This window comes from Stenotrophomonas sp. 78350_Sma (genome assembly GCF_056482105.1).
Genome location: NZ_CM151182.1, coordinates 2,643,722 through 2,660,827, shown reverse-complemented (window position 1 = coordinate 2,660,827; position 17,106 = coordinate 2,643,722). Strand labels below are relative to the sequence as shown.

The following is a 17,106-nucleotide window of genomic DNA, read 5'->3' as shown; positions in this document are numbered from 1 at the left end:
CTGCTCTGCCGAGTGCTGGCTGTTTCCGTGTCGGGGTTTGATGACTACTTAGGCCGACAGTCTGCCGGAACGAGCGATTCTCTGATGCCGACCGTCGTGCCGAGATCCTGGCCGTTCCACAAGGCCCGCAGGAGCACTTATGCCCGCCATAGCAAATGGCGGCGGTGTCACGTTTCGGTCGTCCAGCTGTATACGTCTGAGAGGTTCCCGTAGATGAATGAGGATTTCAACGCGTTCGAATGGTGTGACGCCACGTTGCTGGCTATCGACATTGACAGAAGCAATCCAGGCGTATGCGATGAGGTAAAGGTTCAGGTGCGCTGGCCGGACGGCCGGCAGGCAACCGTTTGCTTCTCGGAAGCCTACGGGTGCTCGGCTCTCATGAACTTCGGCGTACTGGGTGACGAGGGAATTGAGTTCGCCATGGTGGACGATGACGAGCCGGGACTCGCTGATCTTCTTGATCGTTGGAAGGCGGTCGGCTATCCGCTGTCCGGTCTGAAGTGTTTTCGTATCGAGACCAGCTCGACCGGAAGCGTCATTCTGATCTACGCCAGGACATGGCGGATCGAGAATCAGCCGATGGCGGATGCAGTGCCCTGAAGGACATTCCGTGCCCAGATTCCTCACCCCCGACGAGGTCTCCCTCATCCATAGGCTGCTGCCGGAGACGACCGAGCTGTCCGAACGGTTGTTGAAGGATCTGGCGCTCGCCCAGGTGGAGGACGTGGAGGTCGTCGGATTCGGAGGCGTGGTGTTCCTGTCCAGCACGACCCAGGTCTTCGGAAGCGACATTGCCACTGCAATGCTTGCCGATGCCGACGGCGTGCCGGTGAGAGTCACCCTGTGCCTGGACAATCACGATCAGCTCTTCGAGCTGGAGCTGTGCAAAGTGGACTTCTCACCGATCATCGGGGTCGATCTGAGGAGGCTTTCAGCGAGCACTGACACCTGCTGAAAGCGGTCCTCGCCGAAGGGCGTGGCGCATCGCGTTCACCCTTCGGGCTGCAACCGCCCCACCGCCTGCGCGCACAACGACTGGCAGGCCATGACCAACCCCTCCATCACCCGGTCGCCCACGTACTCTTCCGGCTCGCCGTTCTGCCGGGTTCGTTCCGCCGCCAGCAGCATTTCCAGCACCACCCGCAACCCGCTCAACGCGCAACCTGCATCGGCCAGGGCCAGGCAGCGCCCAGGCAGCTGGTGACGCTCCGGCCAGGGTTGTCCGTCGGCCGCCGCACCGGAGCCGATACGGTTGAGGTTGGCAATGAAGGTGTTCCTATCCACTGCGGGCGCAGCCTGTGGCGAACCGTCGTCGCGGGCGGTGCTGCGGTAGGCGTGCAGATGCGGGAAGTCCGATTCGTTCATGGCAAGGCTCCGTGCAGGGCAATCGGTAGCCGCCACCCATAAAAGTGGCGGACGGTGCGTGGTTCGAACACCGGGTTGATGTCAGTCCGGCGGGCCCGAAGGCCCCCACGCACCGCCCGCCATAGCCGGCAGACGGATTGCCAGCCGGCGCCACGCTAAGGTGGCGCCGACTGGCAAGCGCATACATCAACATCAACTCGGGTGTTCGAAGCCCGGCCACCCTTTTCCGGTGGCACGCCATCTGAGCCCCTGGCGCTGTGCAATGCCAATCAGAAGAGTTGCAAACATCACTCGATTGGAGACGCTTTCGGTATTCTCCCACGCTGTTAAGCACTGCCAGCGCTGGCTGGCGCGGCGGTCCACCCGCACCGTGCAATCTGCGACAGGTGTCGAGGTTGGGGGGCGTTAGGGAACAAGCAGGGAGGGGTGATGGCGACAGGCTCTGCGGGGAGGGGGCTGAGTTGTACATGGCTGGCCTCTACAGGCGTCAAAGCGTGATGTGCGACTCGGGTTGACGTTCCCAGCCACCAAGCGCAGGCTTGTTCAGCACGTTTCCTAATCAGAGGGAGACTTATGACCGCGACCGCTTCGCTGCACCCAACCCCCGACACCCAGGGCCGTTCCCGCCTCTGGAGTGTGTTCTGGCTGCAGGGCGTCATTCCCAGCAACATTCTGTGGGCGGTAGCCCTCTGGGCGCTGGCCAACCAGCGCACCACGCTGCTGTTGGGGGTATTTGCCGTGCTGCTGCTCTATACCGGTTGGATCATCCCGGCGGTCTGGCGGGCGGCGCCCACCGCGCACAACCCCAACCTGGGCGTGGCCGCGCGCGGGTTGACCGTGGCCTGGGGGCTGAACACCGTGCTGGTGATCTTCTTCCTGACCCTGCAGCTGGTGGCTCAATAGAACTGAACGGGCTCGCCGCCACGGTCGAAGGCGGCGAAGCGGCCGATCTGACCGTCATGGATGGCGTTGACCATCAGCTTCAGCGGGCGCGCGGCTTCGTCGCTGTTGGGTGCGAAACCGCCTCTGCCATCCAGCGCCGCCACGAACACCAGGTCCCAGTCGATGCCGGTGGTGGTCGACTCGGCCGCCAGCGCCTGGAAGCTGGGCACCTCGGCCGGCAGCTTGTCCACGCACAGCACCGGCGACAGGGTGCCGCCCTCGCGGCGGTCATGCCGGTCGCGCTGGTCGCTGGTGGGCGATTCGGGCAGCTCGGCGCGCACGAATACGAACAGCAGGCGTTGCGGTTCAGCCTGCTCGCCGGCGGCATGCAGCAGTTGCTGGAAATCGTTCATCATCATGAGGGTTGTCACACGCCCGCTGCACGGAAAGCCGCATGCTGCCACAACGCCTGCCGCGCGGGGCCGAACGCGATTGATTTAAGTCATGCCCATGGAACTGAAGGCCGCGTACTCTGGCAATCGTTCCAGCAGGCGAGGGTATCCGGGCCGTTCCGGGCACAGGCAAAACGGTGGAGCAACAAGGTGGACCAGCCATGAGCCAACTCACCGACGGTTTCGGACGCAGCTTTCCGTACCTGCGCCTGTCGTTGACCGAAGCCTGCAACTTCCGTTGCAGCTACTGCCTGCCCGACGGTTACCAGGCCGATGGCCGCCCGCGCTTCCTGCAGGTGGATGAAATCTCGCGCCTGGTGCGTGCGTTTGCCGCGCTGGGCATGAGCAAGATCCGCCTGACCGGCGGTGAGCCCAGCCTGCGCAAGGACCTGGACGAGATCATCGCCACGGTTGCGGCGGTGCCGGGCATCCGCAAGGTGGCCATCACCACCAACGGCACGCTGCTGCCGCGGCGCCTGCCGGGGTGGCACCGGGCTGGCCTGACCGCGCTGAACGTGAGCATGGACAGCCTGCAGCGCGAACGCTTCAAGACCATCACCGGGCACGACCGCCTGCCGGAGATCGAACAGGGCCTGGCCCTGGCGCAGGCGCTGGGCCTGCCGGCGATCAAGCTCAACGCGGTGCTGCTGCGTGGCCTGAACGACGACGAGCTGCCGCAGTGGATGGACTACCTGCGTGACCGCCCCTTCAGCGTGCGCTTCATCGAACTGATGCGCACCGGCGACAACGAAGCCTATTTCCAGCGCCACCACCTGCGCGCCGATCTGGTGATCGAGCAGCTGCTGGCCGCTGGCTGGCACGAGCGGCCGCGCGCCGCCGATGCCGGCCCGGCACGCGAGTTCGGCCACCCCGACCATCGCGGCAGCATCGGCATCATCGCCCCGTATTCGCGTGACTTCTGCAAGGGCTGCAACCGCCTGCGGGTGACCGCCAAGGGCGACCTGCGGCTGTGCCTGTTCGGCGAGTTCGGCGTGCCGCTGCGCCCGCTGCTGCAGAGCGACGATGACCACGACGCGCTGCTGGCACGTATCACCACACAGCTAGGCCTGAAAGCGGCCGGGCATGGACTGCACCAGGGCCAGACCGGGCTGACCCCGCACCTGGCCTCCATCGGAGGATGAGCAACACGATGAGTGGGGAATTGAATGCGGCCTTCCATATGGCCGATGTCCGCGACAAGCGCATCACCCGCCGCCGTGCGGTGGCGGTGGGCGAGCTGCATGCCGGTCCGGTGGCCTATCCGCTGATCGTCGAGCGCCGCCTGCCCAAGGGCGATGCGCTGGTGATGGCGGAGATTGCCGGCCTGCAGGGCGCCAAGATGGCCTCGATGCTGATGCCGCTGTGCCACCCGCTGCCGCTGGAACTGGTGCAGGTGTTCTGCGCGCCGGTGCCGGAACGGCAGGCGATCCGCGTGTGGTGCGAGTGCGCCAGCGAGGCACGCACCGGCGTGGAGATGGAGGCACTGGCCGGCGTCAACGCGGCGCTGTTGACCCTGTACGACCTGAGCAAGCCGGTGGAACCGGCGCTGCGCATCGAAGGCATCCGCCTGCTGTTCAAGGAAGGCGGCAAGCGCGGTGTCTGGCTGCACCCCGACGGCATGGACGATGCCGAGCGCGCGCGTTTCAAGCCGCGTGCACCGAAGGGCCTGCAGGGCGCGGCCTGCGCGGTGATCACGCTGAGTGATCGTGCCAGCGAAGGCACCTATGAGGATGTGTCCGGCCCGACCCTGGTGACCGGCCTGAAAAGGCTGGGCGGCGAGGTGGTGGCCGCCGAGGTGTTGCCTGATGGCATCGAACCATTGGCGGGCCGCCTGCAGGCCCTGGCCGCCGAGGGCGTGCGCCTGTGCCTGTGTACCGGTGGTACCGGGCTGGGCCCGCGTGACCTGACACCGGAGGCGCTGCGTTCCCTGGACGCGCGGCCGGTGCATGGCCTGGCGCAGATGGTGCGGGCACTGAGTGCACAGCACACGCCGATGGCCTGGCTGAGCCGCGCCGAGGTGGTGCAGCTGGGCAACATGCTGGTGTTCGCATTGCCTGGCAGCCCGAAGGCGGCGGCGCAGTGCCTGGATATCCTGGCGCCGGTACTGGGCCACGCCCTGGCGATGGTCGAGGGTGGTGGCCACTGATGATTGCCTACAGCGAAGCCTTGCAGCACCTGCTGGACGCGGCCACGCCGCTGCCGGCCGAGCGCCTGCCGCTGCATGAGGCCGGCGGCCGTACCCTGGCCAGTGACATCCACAGCGGGCAGTCGTTGCCGCCGTTCGACAATTCGGCGATGGACGGCTTCGCGCTGCGCGCCAACGGCGCGACGTTCGAGGCCGGTACCGAATTCGCGGTGCAGGGCTGGCAGGCGGCCGGCGATGCCGGCGCCGAGGGCGGCGAGGGTGCCTGGGAAATCATGACCGGTGCGCGCATGCCGTCCGGGCTGGACACAGTGGTTCCGGTCGAGAACGTGGACATCCTCGCCAGCGAGGAGGGACGCCCGACCCGCATCGCCCTGAAGGCATCGGTGAAGCCGGGCCAGCACGTGCGCCTGCGCAGCCAGGACGTGAGCGAAGGCGAGCGCGTGCTGCAGGCCGGGCAGGTGCTGGATATCAATGCGCGCACGCTGCTGCATGCCATCGGCGTGGGCCAGGTGGCGGTGGTGGCACGGCCGAAGGCGGCGGTGATCGCCACCGGCAAGGAGCTGGTGACCGAAGCGGCGCAGACGCTGGAATCCGGGCAGATCCGTGACAGCAACCGGCCGTATCTGGTCGGCCGCCTGCAGGCCGCCGGTGCCGAGGTGGTCTGGCAGGGCACGGTGGGCGACGACGTGGCCGCGTTCAATGCGGTGCTGGATGAAGCGCTGGCCGCTGGCGCGCAGGTGCTGATCAGTACGGGGGCAGTGTCGGCCGGGCGCTACGATTTCGTTCCCGATGCGCTGCGCGGCCGTGGTGCGCGCATCGTGTTCCACAAGGTGGCGATCCGCCCAGGCAAGCCGCTGCTGTTCGCGGTGCTGCCCAATGGCGCGCTGTACTTCGGGCTGCCGGGCAACCCGGTGTCGGCGGCCGTGGGTCAGCGTTTCTTCGTCGAGCCGGTGCTGCGCCGCCTGTTGGGGCTGGCGCCGGAGCTCATGTTGCAGCTGCCGCTGCAGGCCGACGTGCGCAAGCCGCCGGGCCTGCGCTTCCACGCGCGTGCGCGGGTGGAAATGGACGGGCAGGGGCGCCTGAGTGCGCGCGTGCTGTCCGGGCAGGAGTCGTTCCGTTTGATGTCCATGCTGCAGGCCAACGCCTGGGTGGTGCTGGAGGCCGAGGGAGACCTGGCCAGCGCTGGCACCTACGTGCGCGTGCAGGGCTGGGGTCACCACGAACCGGTGCAGCTGGTGAGCCAGGAGTCATGATGAAACAAGTGAATCTGCAGTTGTTCGGTGCGTTTTCCGACCTGGATGCCAGCCGTGAGATTGCCGTGGATGTGGCCGGTGACACCGTGGCCGATCTGCGCCAGGCGCTGCGCGAACTGCTGCCGCTGCGTTGGCCGGGTTTCCGCGCCGGCCTGCTGGACTACTCGGCGTTCGCCGACCAGCAACGCGTGCTGCGCGACCACGAGGCGCTGCCCGACGATGGCCGGGTGGCGATCCTGCCGCCGGTGAGCGGGGGCTGAGCGATGAGCGAGAAGATCATCGCAAAGGTGGTGGACCGCGCGCAGGCGGCGATCGATCCGGCCGAGGGCATTGCTGCGGTCTCCGATCCGGGCTTCGGCGGCATCGACGTGTTCATCGGCAAGGTGCGTGACGTCAACATCGGCCGGCCGGTGACCGGGATCACCTACGACCTGTTCGAGCCGCTGGTGCTGAACGAGTTCAAGCGCCTGGCCGCCGAGGTCGAGGCGACGTTCGGTCCGAAGCTGAAGCTGTATGTGGCCCACGCCAAGGGCCGGTTGGGCATCGGCGATGTGGCGGTGGTGGTGGCCGCCGGCAGCCCGCACCGCGACGAAGCGTTCCGCGCGTGCCGGCAGTTGATCGAGGTGGTGAAACACCAGTGCCCGATCTGGAAGCAGGAGCATTACGAGGACGGCGACAGCGAGTGGAGCGAGGGTTGCAGCCTGTGCCATGCGGACAGCGAACCCGCTCATGCCCATGACCATGCGCACGATCACCAGCATTGACCCCGCCCTTCAGGGGGGCGCGGGGTTCAGTAGATCCACGCCATGCGTGGATGAGGCCTTTCCCACGCATCCGGCCGGCGCAGCCACGCATGGCGTGGCTCTACTGCGATGAGCATCAACGGCATCGTGCTGGCCGGTGGCCTGTCCACCCGGATGGGCCGCGACAAGGCACTGCTGCCGTGGCAGGGTCGAACCCTGCTGGAACACATGCGGGGCCTGTTGATGCAGGCCGGCGCACGCGAGGTCTGGGTCAGCGGAAATTACCCGGCATTCGGCGGCGTGCCGGACCGCGTGGCACGTTGCGGGCCGCTGGGCGGGCTCTACAGTGTGGCGATGCGCATGCCCGATGGCCCTGCCTGGGTGGTGCCGGTGGATACGCCGCTGCTGCCGCCGCGATTGCTGGAGCAATTGCGTGACGGCCATCGCGGTCCATGCACGATCTTTGCGGGCCACCCCCTGCCCATGCTGGTGGATATAGACGATGCTTGTCGCAATGTACTTGGATCGATGCTGGATGACCCGGACGGCCCGCGCTCGCTGCAGGCCCTGCAGCGTCGTCTTGGCGTGAACACCGTGGCGCTGGTGCCGGTTGACGAGGCCGGGCTGGTCAACTGCAATACCCCCGAACAATGGGAGGATGTTGCGTCATGAAAGTGCAGTTGCAGGACCAATCGGTACGGCTTCGCCTGGACGAGGCCGAGCTGGCGCGCCTGCTGGCCGGTGAATCGGTCGAGAACATGACCCGCTTCGGCGGTATCGAAGGCTGGGGCATGGCGGTGTCGCTGCATGCCGGCGATCAACCGGTACTGCTCGACGGAGGCACCTTCTGCCGCCTGGTACTGCCGCGCTCGGCAGTCGAGGCCTTGGCGGCGCGGCTGCCGTGCCGGGATGGCCTGCCATTCGACATTGCCCTGGAAGATGGCAGCCAGCTTCAGCTGCAGTTCGATGTGGACGTGCGCGACAGCGTGCGCCAGCGCGGGGTGACCCGCCGCAGCACCGCTTCATCGGTTTGACATTTGTCAGGGGCAGGGTGGAAACCGGCCCCTGATTGATCCAGATCAACCCCGTCGTCCGTGCTGCACGGCCTAATGGCTGCATGACGACGGGTTACAACTTGAAACGCAGTACCCACGTCATTCCACAGCCTTGGAGCCATGTATGACCGTCGGTAGCGATCCTGTTGTCCGCAGCACTGCCAGTCCGGGTCGCGTCATCAGCGACTGGACGCCGGAGGACCCCGGCTATTGGGAGCGCACCGGCAAGCGGGTCGCCACCCGCAACCTGGTCATCTCGATCCCCTCGCTGCTGCTGGCCTTCTCGGTCTGGGTACTGTTCTCGGCGGTGTCGATCAGCCTGCCGAAGATCGGCTTCAACTTCAGTACCGACCAGCTGTTCTGGCTGGTGGCGCTGCCCAGCCTGTCCGGCGCGACCCTGCGCATCTTCTATTCGTTCGTGATTCCGATCTTCGGCGGCCGCCGCTGGACCGCGCTGTCCACCGCGTCGCTGCTGGCGCCGACGCTCTGGCTCGGCTTTGCGGTGCAGGACCCGGCCACGCCGTACTGGGTGTTCGTGGCCATCTCGATCCTGTGTGGTTTCGGTGGCGCGAACTTCTCGTCGTCGATGTCCAACATCTCCTTCTTCTACCCCAAGCAGAAGCAGGGCCTGGCGCTGGGCCTGAACGCCGGCCTGGGCAATGTGGGCGTGTCGGTGGCGCAGGCGGTGATTCCGCTGGTCATCACCGTGGGCGTGTTCGGTGCGCTGGGTGGTGCACCGCAGCCCGCGGTGGAGGGTGGGGCGCCGCTGTTCCTGCAGAACGCCGGCTTCATCTGGGTGCCGGCCATCGCGCTGTGCGCCATCGCGGCCTGGTTCGGCATGAACGACCTGACCAGCGCCCGCTCCTCGTTCTCCGAGCAGGCGGTGATCTTCCGCCGCAAGCACAACTGGCTGATGTGCTGGTTGTACATCGGCACCTTCGGTTCCTACATCGGTTTCTCGGCCGGCTTCCCGATGCTGGTGAAGAGCCAGTTCCCGGACGTGAACCCGCTGGCCTACGCCTTCATCGGCCCACTGCTGGGCGCACTGATGCGTTCGGTGGGTGGCAGCATGGCCGATCGCTGGGGTGGCGCACGCCTGACCTTCTGGGTGTTCGCGCTGATGATCGCGGCAGTGTTCGGCGTGCTGCACTTCCTGCCCAGCGATGGCCAGGGTGGCAACTTCTACGGCTTCCTGCTCAGCTTCATGGCGCTGTTCGTGCTCAGTGGCATCGGCAACGGCACCACCTTCCGCATGATCCCGGTGATCTTCCGCACCCTGCATGAGCGCTGGTCGGCCAACGACAACGCCGAGGGCAAGGCCACGGCCGCACACCAGGCCAGCATCGAGTCGGCCGCAGTGGTCGGTTTCTCCGGTGCGATCGGTGCCTACGGCGGTTTCTTCATTCCCAAGAGCTACGGCTCGTCCATTACGTTGACCGGCAGCCCCGACATGGCGCTGTACGGATTCGTTGTTTTCTATGTCACCTGCCTGGCCGTGACCTGGTGGTGGTACTACCGGCGCGGTGCCGAGACACCCTGCTGACGACATGAAAACGCACCGCAGCCAGATGACACACACAGCCACGATGCCGATGTCCGCAAAGGGAGACCCCCGATGAGTTATTTCCTCGATCGCTTGCAGTTCTTCAAGCGTGACCCCCAGACCTTTGCCGATGGCCATGGTTTTGCCAAGAGCGAGGGCCGCGACTGGGAAAACAGTTACCGCGCCCGCTGGCAGTACGACAAGATCGTGCGGTCCACCCATGGCGTGAACTGCACCGGCTCCTGCAGCTGGAAGATCTACGTCAAGAACGGCCTGGTCACCTGGGAAACCCAGCAGACCGACTACCCGCGCACGCGCCCGGACCTGCCCAACCATGAACCGCGTGGCTGCCCGCGTGGCGCCAGCTATTCCTGGTACCTGTACAGCGCCAACCGGCTGAAGTACCCGCTGATCCGCGGCACGCTGCTGCGCCTGTGGCGCGAAGCACGCAAGAGCAAGGCCCCGGTTGATGCCTGGGCAAGCATCGTGGAGGACAAGGAGAAGGCACGCTCGTACAAGACCCGCCGCGGCATGGGCGGCTTCGTGCGCCTGCAATGGGAAGAGGCCAACGAGATCATCGCCGGCTCCAACCTGTATACGGTGAAGCAGTACGGCCCGGACCGCGTGGTCGGGTTCTCGCCGATTCCGGCGATGTCGATGGTGTCCTACGCTGCCGGTGCGCGATACCTGTCGCTGCTGGGTGGCGCCTGCCTGTCTTTCTACGACTGGTACTGCGACCTGCCGCCGGCCTCGCCGCAGATCTGGGGCGAGCAGACCGACGTGCCCGAATCGGCCGACTGGTACAACAGTCGCTACATCATCGCCTGGGGCTCGAACGTGCCGCAGACGCGTACGCCCGATGCGCACTTCTTCACCGAGGCGCGCTACAACGGCACCAAGACGGTGGCGATCTGCCCGGACTATTCCGAGCTGGCCAAGCTGACCGACCACTGGCTGCACCCCAAGCAGGGCACCGACGCGGCGCTGGCCTTTGCCTTCGGCCATGTGATCCTGCGCGAGTTCCATGTCGATTCGCCCTCGCAGTATTTCCAGGACTACTGCCGCCAGTACTCGGACATGCCGATGCTGGTGCGTCTGGAGCGCCGCGACGATGGCCGCCTGGTGGCGGGCCGCTTCCTGCGTGCCAGTGAGCTGGGCGGGCTGGGTGAAGCCAACAACCCGGACTGGAAGACCCTGGCCTACGACGAGAACAGTGGCCAGATCGTGGTGCCCAACGGCTCGATCGGTTTCCGCTGGGGTGAGAAGGGCCGCTGGAACATCGAAGAAAAGGCCAGCAATGGCGCCGACACACGCCTGCGCCTGAGCTTGTCCGACACCAACGACGGCATCGAGGCGGTGAGCTTCCCGTACTTCGGCGGCATTGAAAGCGATGGCTGGACCGCTGCGCCGGCCGAAGAAGTACTGGACCGCAACATTCCGGTGCGCCGGCTGGCCACGGCCGATGGCGGCGAGACGCTGGTGGCCACGGTCTACGACCTGCTGCTGGCCCAGTATGGCGTTGACCGTGGCTTTGGCGGCGGCAACGTGGCATCGAGCTTCGATGACATGGTGCCGGGCACGCCGGCGTGGCAGGAGCGCATCACCGGCGTGTCGCGCGCCGAGGTGATCGAGATCGCCCGCGAGTTCGCGCGTACCGCCGACAAGACCCACGGCCGATCAATGATCATCGTCGGCGCGGGCATGAACCACTGGTTCCACAACGACATGAACTACCGCGGCCTGATCAACATGCTGATCATGTGCGGCTGCGTGGGCCAGACCGGTGGCGGCTGGGCGCATTACGTGGGCCAGGAAAAGCTGCGCCCGCAGACCGGCTGGCAGCCGCTCGCGTTCGGCCTGGACTGGAGCAAGCCGCCGCGCCACATGAACGGCACCTCGTTCTTCTACTTCAACACCGGGCAGTGGCGCTACGAGAAGCTGCAGGTGGACGAGCTGCTGTCGCCGCTTGCCGATGCCAGCAAGTACGGCGGCAGCCTGGCCGACCTGAACCTGCGCGCGGTGCGCATGGGCTGGCTGCCGAGCACCCCGCAGCTGGACCGCAACCCGCTGCAGCTGGTACGCGAGGCCGAAGCGGCCGGCGTAGCCCCGGCCGACTACGCGCTGGGCAAGTTCAAGGACGGCTCGCTGGACTTCGCCTTCGCCGACCCGGACGCCAGCCAGAACCACCCGCGCATGATGTTCATCTGGCGCTCGAACCTGCTCGGTTCGTCGGGCAAGGGCCACGAATACATGCTGCGGCACCTGCTGGGTACGCGCCACGGCCTGCAGGGCAAGGACCTGGGCGAAATGGGCGCAGTGAAGCCGCAGGAGGTGAAGTGGCGCGACGAGGCGCCGGAAGGCAAGCTGGACCTGCTGGTCACGCTCGACTTCCGCATGTGCACCACCGCGCTGTACTCGGACATCGTGCTGCCGACCGCCACCTGGTACGAGAAGGACGACCTCAACACCTCGGACATGCACCCGTTCATCCACCCGCTGTCGAAGGCGGTGGACCCCGCGTGGGAATCGCGCAGCGACTGGGACATCTTCAAGGAGGTGGCCCGCACCGTGAGCGAGATGGCGCCGGGCGTGCTGGGTGTGGAGAAGGATCTGGTGCTGGTGCCGACCCTGCACGACACCCCCAACGAACTGGGCATGCCGTTCGGCGTGGCCGACTGGAAGAAGGGTGAGTGCGAGGCCATTCCGGGCCAGACCATGCCGTCGATGACGGTGGTGGAGCGTGACTACCCGAACCTGTATCGCAAGTTCACCTCGCTCGGCCCACTGCTGGACAAGCAGGGTAACGGCGGCAAGGGAATGAGCTGGGACACGAAGCACGAGGTCGAGTTCCTCGGCAAGTTGAACCACACCGTGCACGAAGAAGGCGTAAGCCAAGGCCGCCCGGCCATCTCGACCGCGATCGACGCAGCCGAAGTGATCCTGCACCTGGCGCCGGAAACCAACGGCCACGTGGCGGTGAAGGCCTGGGAATCGCTGGGCACCTTCACCGGCCGCGAGCACACCCACCTGGCCGTGGGCAAGGAGCACGAGGCGATCCGCTTCCGTGACATCCAGGCACAGCCGCGCAAGATCATTTCCTCGCCGATCTGGTCGGGCCTGGAAGACGACAACGTCAGCTACAACGCTGGCTATACCAATGTGCACGAGCTGATTCCGTGGCGCACGGTGACCGGTCGCCAGCAGTTCTACCAGGACCATGAGTGGATGATCGATTTCGGCGAGGCGTTCATGAGCTACCGGCCGCCGGTCAACACGCGCACGGTGGAGCCGCTGCTGAACCAGCGCCCGAACGGCAACAAGGAGATCGTGCTGAACTGGATCACCCCGCACCAGAAGTGGGGCATCCACAGCACCTACAGCGACAACCTGATCATGCAGACGCTGTCGCGCGGTGGCCCGATCGTGTGGATCAGCGAGGACGACGCGCGCAGCGCCGGCATCGTCGACAACGACTGGATCGAGCTGTTCAACGTCAACGGTGCGATCGCCGCCCGTGCGGTGGTCAGCCAGCGCGTGATGCCGGGCATGGCGATGATGTACCACGCTCAGGAACGCATCATCAACGTGCCGGGCTCGGAGATCTCCGGCACCCGCGGCGGCATCCACAACTCGGTGACCCGCATCGTGCTCAAACCCACACACATGATCGGCGGCTACGCGCAGCTGGCCTATGGCTTCAACTACTACGGCACCTGCGGCACCAACCGCGATGAATTCGTGATCGTGCGCAAGATGGACAAGGTGGATTGGCTAGATGGCGAGGCCGTGCCGGCCGCCGCCAAGGAGGTGGTGTGATGAAGGTCCGCGCACAGATCGCGATGGTGCTGAACCTGGACAAGTGCATCGGCTGCCATACCTGCTCGATCACCTGCAAGAACGTCTGGACTTCGCGCGAGGGCGTCGAGTACGCCTGGTTCAACAACGTGGAAACCAAGCCGGGCATTGGCTACCCGAAGGAATGGGAGAACCAGGACAAGTGGAACGGCGGCTGGGTGCGTACCCGCGCCGGCAAGCTGGTGCCGCGTGCCGGTGGCCGCTGGCGCATGCTGGCCAAGATCTTCGCCAACCCGGACCTGCCGCAGATCGACGACTACTACGAGCCATTCGATTTCGACTACCAGAACCTGCACACCGCCAAGGACAGCCAGCACCAGCCCACCGCGCGGCCGCGTTCGCTGATCAGTGGCGAGCGCATGCAGAAGATCGAGTGGGGCCCGAACTGGGAGGAAATCCTCGGTTCGGAGTTCAGCAAGCGCTCGCGCGACTACAACTTCGACCAGGTGCAGAAGGAGATCTACGGCGCCTTCGAGAAGACTTTCATGATGTACCTGCCGCGCCTGTGCGAGCACTGCCTGAATCCGGCGTGCGTGTCGGCGTGCCCCTCGGGCGCGATCTACAAGCGCGAGGAAGACGGCATCGTGCTGATCGACCAGGACAAGTGCCGCGGCTGGCGCATGTGCGTTTCGGCCTGCCCGTACAAGAAGATCTACTACAACTGGAAGAGCGGCAAGTCGGAGAAGTGCATCTTCTGCTACCCGCGCATCGAGATGGGTGAGCCGACCGTGTGCTCGGAAACCTGCGTGGGCCGCATCCGCTACCTGGGGGTGATGCTGTACGACGCCGACCGCATCGCCGAGGCCGCTTCGGTGGCCGCCGAGAAGGACCTGTACCAGGCCCACCTGGACATCTTCCTGGACCCGAACGACCCGGCGGTGATCGCCGCCGCGCGCAAGGAGGGGATCCCGGACAGCTGGCTGGAGTCGGCCAAGCAGTCGCCGGTGTACAAGCTGGCGATCGACTGGAAGCTGGCGCTGCCGCTGCACCCGGAATACCGCACGCTGCCGATGGTCTGGTACGTGCCGCCGCTGTCGCCGATCCAGTCCGCTGCCGAGCGTGGCCGCGTGGGCATGAGCGGCGAGCTGCCGGACGTCGCTTCGCTGCGCATTCCGATGCGCTATCTGGCCAACCTGCTGACGGCCGGTGACGAGGCGCCGGTGGTGCGCGCGCTGGAGCGGCTGATGGCCATGCGCGCCTGGCGTCGGGCCAAGAACGTGGACGGCGTGGAAGACACCGCGGTGCTGGAACAGACCGGGCTGAGCATCGCCCAGGTGGAAGAGATGTACCGCTACCTGGCTATCGCCAACTACGAGGACCGTTTCGTGATTCCGACCGGCCACCGCGAGTACGCCAACGATGCCTTCGGCGAGCGCGGCGGCTGCGGCTTCACCTTCGGCAACGGCTGCAATGGTGACAGCCCGGCCGACCTGTTCGGCCAGCGCAAGACCACCACTTTCGTGGTGGACAAGGGTCCGAACCACCGCCGCAAGGAGGTGGTGTGATGAGCGTGCTCAAGCTGGTCGGGGTGTTGCTGGACTACCCCCGCGAAGAACTGTGGGAGCACGGCGAGGAACTGCTCGCCGCCTGTGACGACCCGGCGCTGAACGCCGCCCGCCGCCAGCAGCTGCGCAGTTTCGTGCAGCAGCTGCTGGCCACCGACGCGCTGGACGCACAGGCCGCATGGCTGGCCAGTTTCGACCGCGGCCGCTCGATGAGCCTGCTGCTGTTCGAGCACATCCATGGCGAGTCGCGCGACCGTGGCCAGGCCATGGTCGATCTGGTCGAAACCTACCGCCGCAACGGCTTCGAGCTGGATGCACGCGAGCTGCCGGATTACCTGCCGCTGCTACTGGAGTTCCTGGCCCATCGCCCCGGCAGCGAGGCCCGCGAGTGGCTGCACCACATCGGCCACATCGCCGGGATGCTGGCGGCACGTGCGGCCGAGCGTGAGCTGCCGCACCGGGTGCTGTTCGAGATTCTGGTCGAAGCCGGTGACGGCAAGGCCGATCTGCATGCGCTGCGCCAGCGTGCCAGCGAAGAAGTCCGCGACGATACCGCCGAGGCCATGGACCGTTTGTGGGAGGAGGAGGCGGTGCGCTTCGGCGCCGAAGCCCCCGCCGAAGACTGCAAGCCGCCCGTGCGTTCGCCGGCCCGTCCTTCGCATCGAGAGGTCCAGCCATGAGTTACTCCCTGCATCAATTCGCCTTCCAGTACTACCCGTACATCGCCGTGGCGGTGCTGCTGATCGGCAGCTGGGCCCGCTATGACAAGGCCATGTACACCTGGCGCACCGGCTCCAGCCAGATGCTGTCGGACAAGGGCATGCGGATCGGCAGCAACTGCTTCCACATCGGCATCCTGGCCATCCTCGGTGGCCACCTGGTCGGCCTGCTGACTCCGCACGCGGTGTACGAGCACTTCATCACCTCGTCGCAGAAGCAGATGCTGGCGATGGTGGTCGGCGGTGTGTTCGGCGCACTGTGCTTCATCGGCATCAGCATCCTGCTGGTACGTCGCCTGTTCAACGCGCGCGTGCGGGCTACCGGCAGCTTCGGTGACACCCTGGTGCTGGTGCTGCTGTTCGCCCAGCTGTGCCTGGGCCTGTACAGCATCCGCGTCTCGTCCGGCCACCTGGACGGCGGGGTGATGGTGCAGCTGGCCGAGTGGGCGCAGCACATCGTGACCTTCCGCGCCGGTGCCGCTGACTACATCGAGGGCGTCAGCTGGGTCTACAAGATGCATATCTTCCTGGGCCTGACCCTGTTCCTGATCGCGCCGTTCACCCGCCTGGTGCACGTGTGGAGCATTCCGATCAGCTACCTGTGGCGGCCCTACCAGGTGGTGCGCCGCCGCCAGGCCACGCTGCGCTACGGTCCGCGGGAGTAAACCATGGGCAGCCTGCCGAAATTCCTGCCGATCACCGTGATCGACTCCGCCGCACCGGTTCCCGCCGAGGCGCATTCGCATCACCATGACGCGGCAGCGCAGGGGCCACGCTCGCTCGGTCAGCCGGCACCCTGCCGGCTGTTCGTGGACGAGACCGCGATCAGCGAGGCTGACATCGCCCGCGAGATGCAGCACCACCGGGCGATGCGCCCGGAACAGTCACGGGCCGAGGCGGCACGTGCACTGGTGGTACGCGAGCTGCTGCGCCTGGAAGCGCAGCGGCTTGGGCTGCAGGCGCCGGACGGCAACCGGGTAAGCGACGAGGAAGTGCTGATCCAGCAGCTGCTGGAAGACGCGATCGAAGACCGCGTGCCGACCGATGAAGACTGCCGCCGCTACTTCGAGCAGAACCCGGAGCGCTTCCGCTCTCCCGACCGCGTGCGTCTGCGCCATATCCTGCTGGCCGCGCCGGCCGACGACGTGGCCGGGCGCTTCGCCGCACGTACCGAGGGTGAGCGGCTGGTCGGGCTGCTGAAGGAGTCGCCGCACCTGTTCGCCGATTTCGCCCTGCGCCATTCACGCTGCCCATCCAGCAGCGAAGGCGGTGACCTGGGCTGGCTGCAGCGTGGGCAGACCACGCCGGAGTTCGACCGACAGGTGTTCCGCCTGCGCGAGGGCCTGGCCGGCTTCCCGGTGGAATCGCGCTGGGGCTACCACGTGGTCTGCGTCGATGCCCGCGAGGAAGGCCAGCCGCAGCCGTTCGAGGCCGTGTTGCCGCAGCTGCGTGACTACCTGGAATTGCAGGTGCGGCAGCGCGAGGTGCAGGCCTACCTGCTGCAGCTGCAGGAGCGCTACCCGGTGCGCGGGCTGGATGAGATCGAAGCCGAAGCGGATATCGGCTGAACCCCCTTGAACGAGGA

18 protein-coding genes are annotated in these 17,106 nt (G+C 66.3%); 16 read left to right on the top strand and 2 right to left on the bottom strand.

Annotated features, from left to right (window positions below):
- Window positions 1–213: 213 nt before the first annotated feature.
- Entirely contained in the window at window positions 214–603 is a 390-nt protein-coding gene (locus ACZK4H_RS12380; RefSeq protein WP_099553411.1) for a hypothetical protein, read from the top strand.
- Between the two features lie 10 nt (window positions 604–613).
- A complete protein-coding gene (locus tag ACZK4H_RS12375) occupies window positions 614–958 on the top strand; it encodes a DUF6984 family protein (RefSeq protein ID WP_239503728.1) in 345 nt (114 codons plus the stop codon).
- Window positions 959–993: 35 nt separating this feature from the next.
- Here ACZK4H_RS12375 and ACZK4H_RS12370 read toward each other — a convergent pair whose 3' ends face one another.
- Window positions 994–1,368 carry a hypothetical protein gene (locus ACZK4H_RS12370; protein WP_099553413.1) on the bottom strand — a complete coding sequence of 125 codons (375 nt, stop codon included), beginning with the start codon at window positions 1,366–1,368 and terminating at the stop codon, window positions 994–996.
- 573 nt (window positions 1,369–1,941) lie between these two features.
- On the opposite strand from ACZK4H_RS12370, the gene ACZK4H_RS12365 reads away from it, so the two are divergent.
- Complete coding sequence (locus tag ACZK4H_RS12365) at window positions 1,942–2,271, top strand: hypothetical protein (protein ID WP_005416862.1); 330 nt, start codon at window positions 1,942–1,944, stop codon at window positions 2,269–2,271.
- Here the strand turns inward: ACZK4H_RS12365 and ACZK4H_RS12360 are convergent.
- The gene (locus ACZK4H_RS12360; protein WP_024958877.1) at window positions 2,265–2,669 is read right to left on the bottom strand and encodes a hypothetical protein; all 405 of its coding nucleotides are present in this window, start codon (window positions 2,667–2,669) and stop codon (window positions 2,265–2,267) included. The two genes, ACZK4H_RS12365 and ACZK4H_RS12360, sit on opposite strands and share 7 nt — an antisense overlap.
- Window positions 2,670–2,863: 194 nt before the next feature.
- On the opposite strand from ACZK4H_RS12360, the gene moaA reads away from it, so the two are divergent.
- The 13 genes from moaA to ACZK4H_RS12295 all read left to right on the top strand — a co-directional run bounded on the left by moaA (window position 2,864) and on the right by ACZK4H_RS12295 (window position 17,089).
- A complete protein-coding gene (gene moaA, locus ACZK4H_RS12355) occupies window positions 2,864–3,844 on the top strand; it encodes a GTP 3',8-cyclase MoaA (RefSeq protein WP_099553415.1) in 981 nt (326 codons plus the stop codon).
- An 8-nt stretch (window positions 3,845–3,852) separates the two neighbouring features.
- Window positions 3,853–4,848, top strand: coding sequence for a bifunctional molybdenum cofactor biosynthesis protein MoaC/MoaB (gene moaCB, locus ACZK4H_RS12350; protein WP_099553417.1), 996 nt, complete (start codon window positions 3,853–3,855; stop codon window positions 4,846–4,848).
- Entirely contained in the window at window positions 4,848–6,101 is a 1,254-nt protein-coding gene (locus ACZK4H_RS12345; RefSeq protein ID WP_099553420.1) for a molybdopterin molybdotransferase MoeA, read from the top strand. The genes moaCB and ACZK4H_RS12345 overlap by 1 nt, the downstream gene beginning before the upstream one ends.
- Window positions 6,101–6,361: a MoaD/ThiS family protein gene (locus tag ACZK4H_RS12340; protein ID WP_099553422.1), complete on the top strand. Its 261-nt coding sequence runs from the start codon at window positions 6,101–6,103 to the stop codon at window positions 6,359–6,361. Before ACZK4H_RS12345 ends, ACZK4H_RS12340 begins: the two co-directional genes overlap by 1 nt.
- Window positions 6,362–6,364: 3 nt before the next feature.
- Window positions 6,365–6,865 carry a molybdenum cofactor biosynthesis protein MoaE gene (locus ACZK4H_RS12335; RefSeq protein ID WP_049444673.1) on the top strand — a complete coding sequence of 167 codons (501 nt, stop codon included), beginning with the start codon at window positions 6,365–6,367 and terminating at the stop codon, window positions 6,863–6,865.
- Window positions 6,866–6,973: 108 nt separating this feature from the next.
- Window positions 6,974–7,516 carry a molybdenum cofactor guanylyltransferase gene (gene mobA, locus ACZK4H_RS12330; RefSeq protein WP_099553424.1) on the top strand — a complete coding sequence of 181 codons (543 nt, stop codon included), beginning with the start codon at window positions 6,974–6,976 and terminating at the stop codon, window positions 7,514–7,516.
- Window positions 7,513–7,878, top strand: coding sequence for a DUF7009 family protein (locus ACZK4H_RS12325; protein ID WP_099553426.1), 366 nt, complete (start codon window positions 7,513–7,515; stop codon window positions 7,876–7,878). The genes mobA and ACZK4H_RS12325 overlap by 4 nt, the downstream gene beginning before the upstream one ends.
- A gap of 145 nt (window positions 7,879–8,023) precedes the next feature.
- Window positions 8,024–9,442, top strand: coding sequence for a NarK family nitrate/nitrite MFS transporter (locus ACZK4H_RS12320; RefSeq protein WP_099604052.1), 1,419 nt, complete (start codon window positions 8,024–8,026; stop codon window positions 9,440–9,442).
- Window positions 9,443–9,514: 72 nt separating this feature from the next.
- Window positions 9,515–13,258, top strand: coding sequence for a nitrate reductase subunit alpha (locus ACZK4H_RS12315; protein WP_099553430.1), 3,744 nt, complete (start codon window positions 9,515–9,517; stop codon window positions 13,256–13,258).
- Window positions 13,258–14,802: a nitrate reductase subunit beta gene (gene narH / locus ACZK4H_RS12310; protein WP_032959969.1), complete on the top strand. Its 1,545-nt coding sequence runs from the start codon at window positions 13,258–13,260 to the stop codon at window positions 14,800–14,802. The genes ACZK4H_RS12315 and narH overlap by 1 nt, the downstream gene beginning before the upstream one ends.
- Complete coding sequence (gene narJ / locus ACZK4H_RS12305; RefSeq protein WP_099553432.1) at window positions 14,802–15,482, top strand: nitrate reductase molybdenum cofactor assembly chaperone; 681 nt, start codon at window positions 14,802–14,804, stop codon at window positions 15,480–15,482. Before narH ends, narJ begins: the two co-directional genes overlap by 1 nt.
- Window positions 15,479–16,186, top strand: coding sequence for a respiratory nitrate reductase subunit gamma (gene narI, locus ACZK4H_RS12300; protein WP_099553434.1), 708 nt, complete (start codon window positions 15,479–15,481; stop codon window positions 16,184–16,186). Before narJ ends, narI begins: the two co-directional genes overlap by 4 nt.
- A 3-nt stretch (window positions 16,187–16,189) precedes the next feature.
- On the top strand, window positions 16,190–17,089 hold the full coding sequence (locus tag ACZK4H_RS12295; RefSeq protein WP_099553436.1) for a peptidylprolyl isomerase: 900 nt from the start codon (window positions 16,190–16,192) through the stop codon (window positions 17,087–17,089).
- Window positions 17,090–17,106: the final 17 nt, after the last annotated feature.

Excerpts from the sequence above, each read along its gene's own strand:
- ACZK4H_RS12380 (WP_099553411.1), top strand. The coding sequence starts at position 214 with ATGAATGAGGATTTCAACGCGTTCGAATGGTGTGACGCCACGTTGCTG.
- ACZK4H_RS12370 (WP_099553413.1), bottom strand. The coding sequence starts at position 1,368 with ATGAACGAATCGGACTTCCCGCATCTGCACGCCTACCGCAGCACCGCC.
- ACZK4H_RS12365 (WP_005416862.1), top strand. The coding sequence starts at position 1,942 with ATGACCGCGACCGCTTCGCTGCACCCAACCCCCGACACCCAGGGCCGT.
- ACZK4H_RS12360 (WP_024958877.1), bottom strand. The coding sequence starts at position 2,669 with ATGATGATGAACGATTTCCAGCAACTGCTGCATGCCGCCGGCGAGCAG.
- moaA (WP_099553415.1), top strand. The coding sequence starts at position 2,864 with ATGAGCCAACTCACCGACGGTTTCGGACGCAGCTTTCCGTACCTGCGC.
- moaCB (WP_099553417.1), top strand. The coding sequence starts at position 3,853 with ATGAGTGGGGAATTGAATGCGGCCTTCCATATGGCCGATGTCCGCGAC.
- ACZK4H_RS12345 (WP_099553420.1), top strand. The coding sequence starts at position 4,848 with ATGATTGCCTACAGCGAAGCCTTGCAGCACCTGCTGGACGCGGCCACG.
- ACZK4H_RS12340 (WP_099553422.1), top strand. The coding sequence starts at position 6,101 with ATGAAACAAGTGAATCTGCAGTTGTTCGGTGCGTTTTCCGACCTGGAT.
- ACZK4H_RS12335 (WP_049444673.1), top strand. The coding sequence starts at position 6,365 with ATGAGCGAGAAGATCATCGCAAAGGTGGTGGACCGCGCGCAGGCGGCG.
- mobA (WP_099553424.1), top strand. The coding sequence starts at position 6,974 with ATGAGCATCAACGGCATCGTGCTGGCCGGTGGCCTGTCCACCCGGATG.
- ACZK4H_RS12325 (WP_099553426.1), top strand. The coding sequence starts at position 7,513 with ATGAAAGTGCAGTTGCAGGACCAATCGGTACGGCTTCGCCTGGACGAG.
- ACZK4H_RS12320 (WP_099604052.1), top strand. The coding sequence starts at position 8,024 with ATGACCGTCGGTAGCGATCCTGTTGTCCGCAGCACTGCCAGTCCGGGT.
- ACZK4H_RS12315 (WP_099553430.1), top strand. The coding sequence starts at position 9,515 with ATGAGTTATTTCCTCGATCGCTTGCAGTTCTTCAAGCGTGACCCCCAG.
- narH (WP_032959969.1), top strand. The coding sequence starts at position 13,258 with ATGAAGGTCCGCGCACAGATCGCGATGGTGCTGAACCTGGACAAGTGC.
- narJ (WP_099553432.1), top strand. The coding sequence starts at position 14,802 with ATGAGCGTGCTCAAGCTGGTCGGGGTGTTGCTGGACTACCCCCGCGAA.
- narI (WP_099553434.1), top strand. The coding sequence starts at position 15,479 with ATGAGTTACTCCCTGCATCAATTCGCCTTCCAGTACTACCCGTACATC.
- ACZK4H_RS12295 (WP_099553436.1), top strand. The coding sequence starts at position 16,190 with ATGGGCAGCCTGCCGAAATTCCTGCCGATCACCGTGATCGACTCCGCC.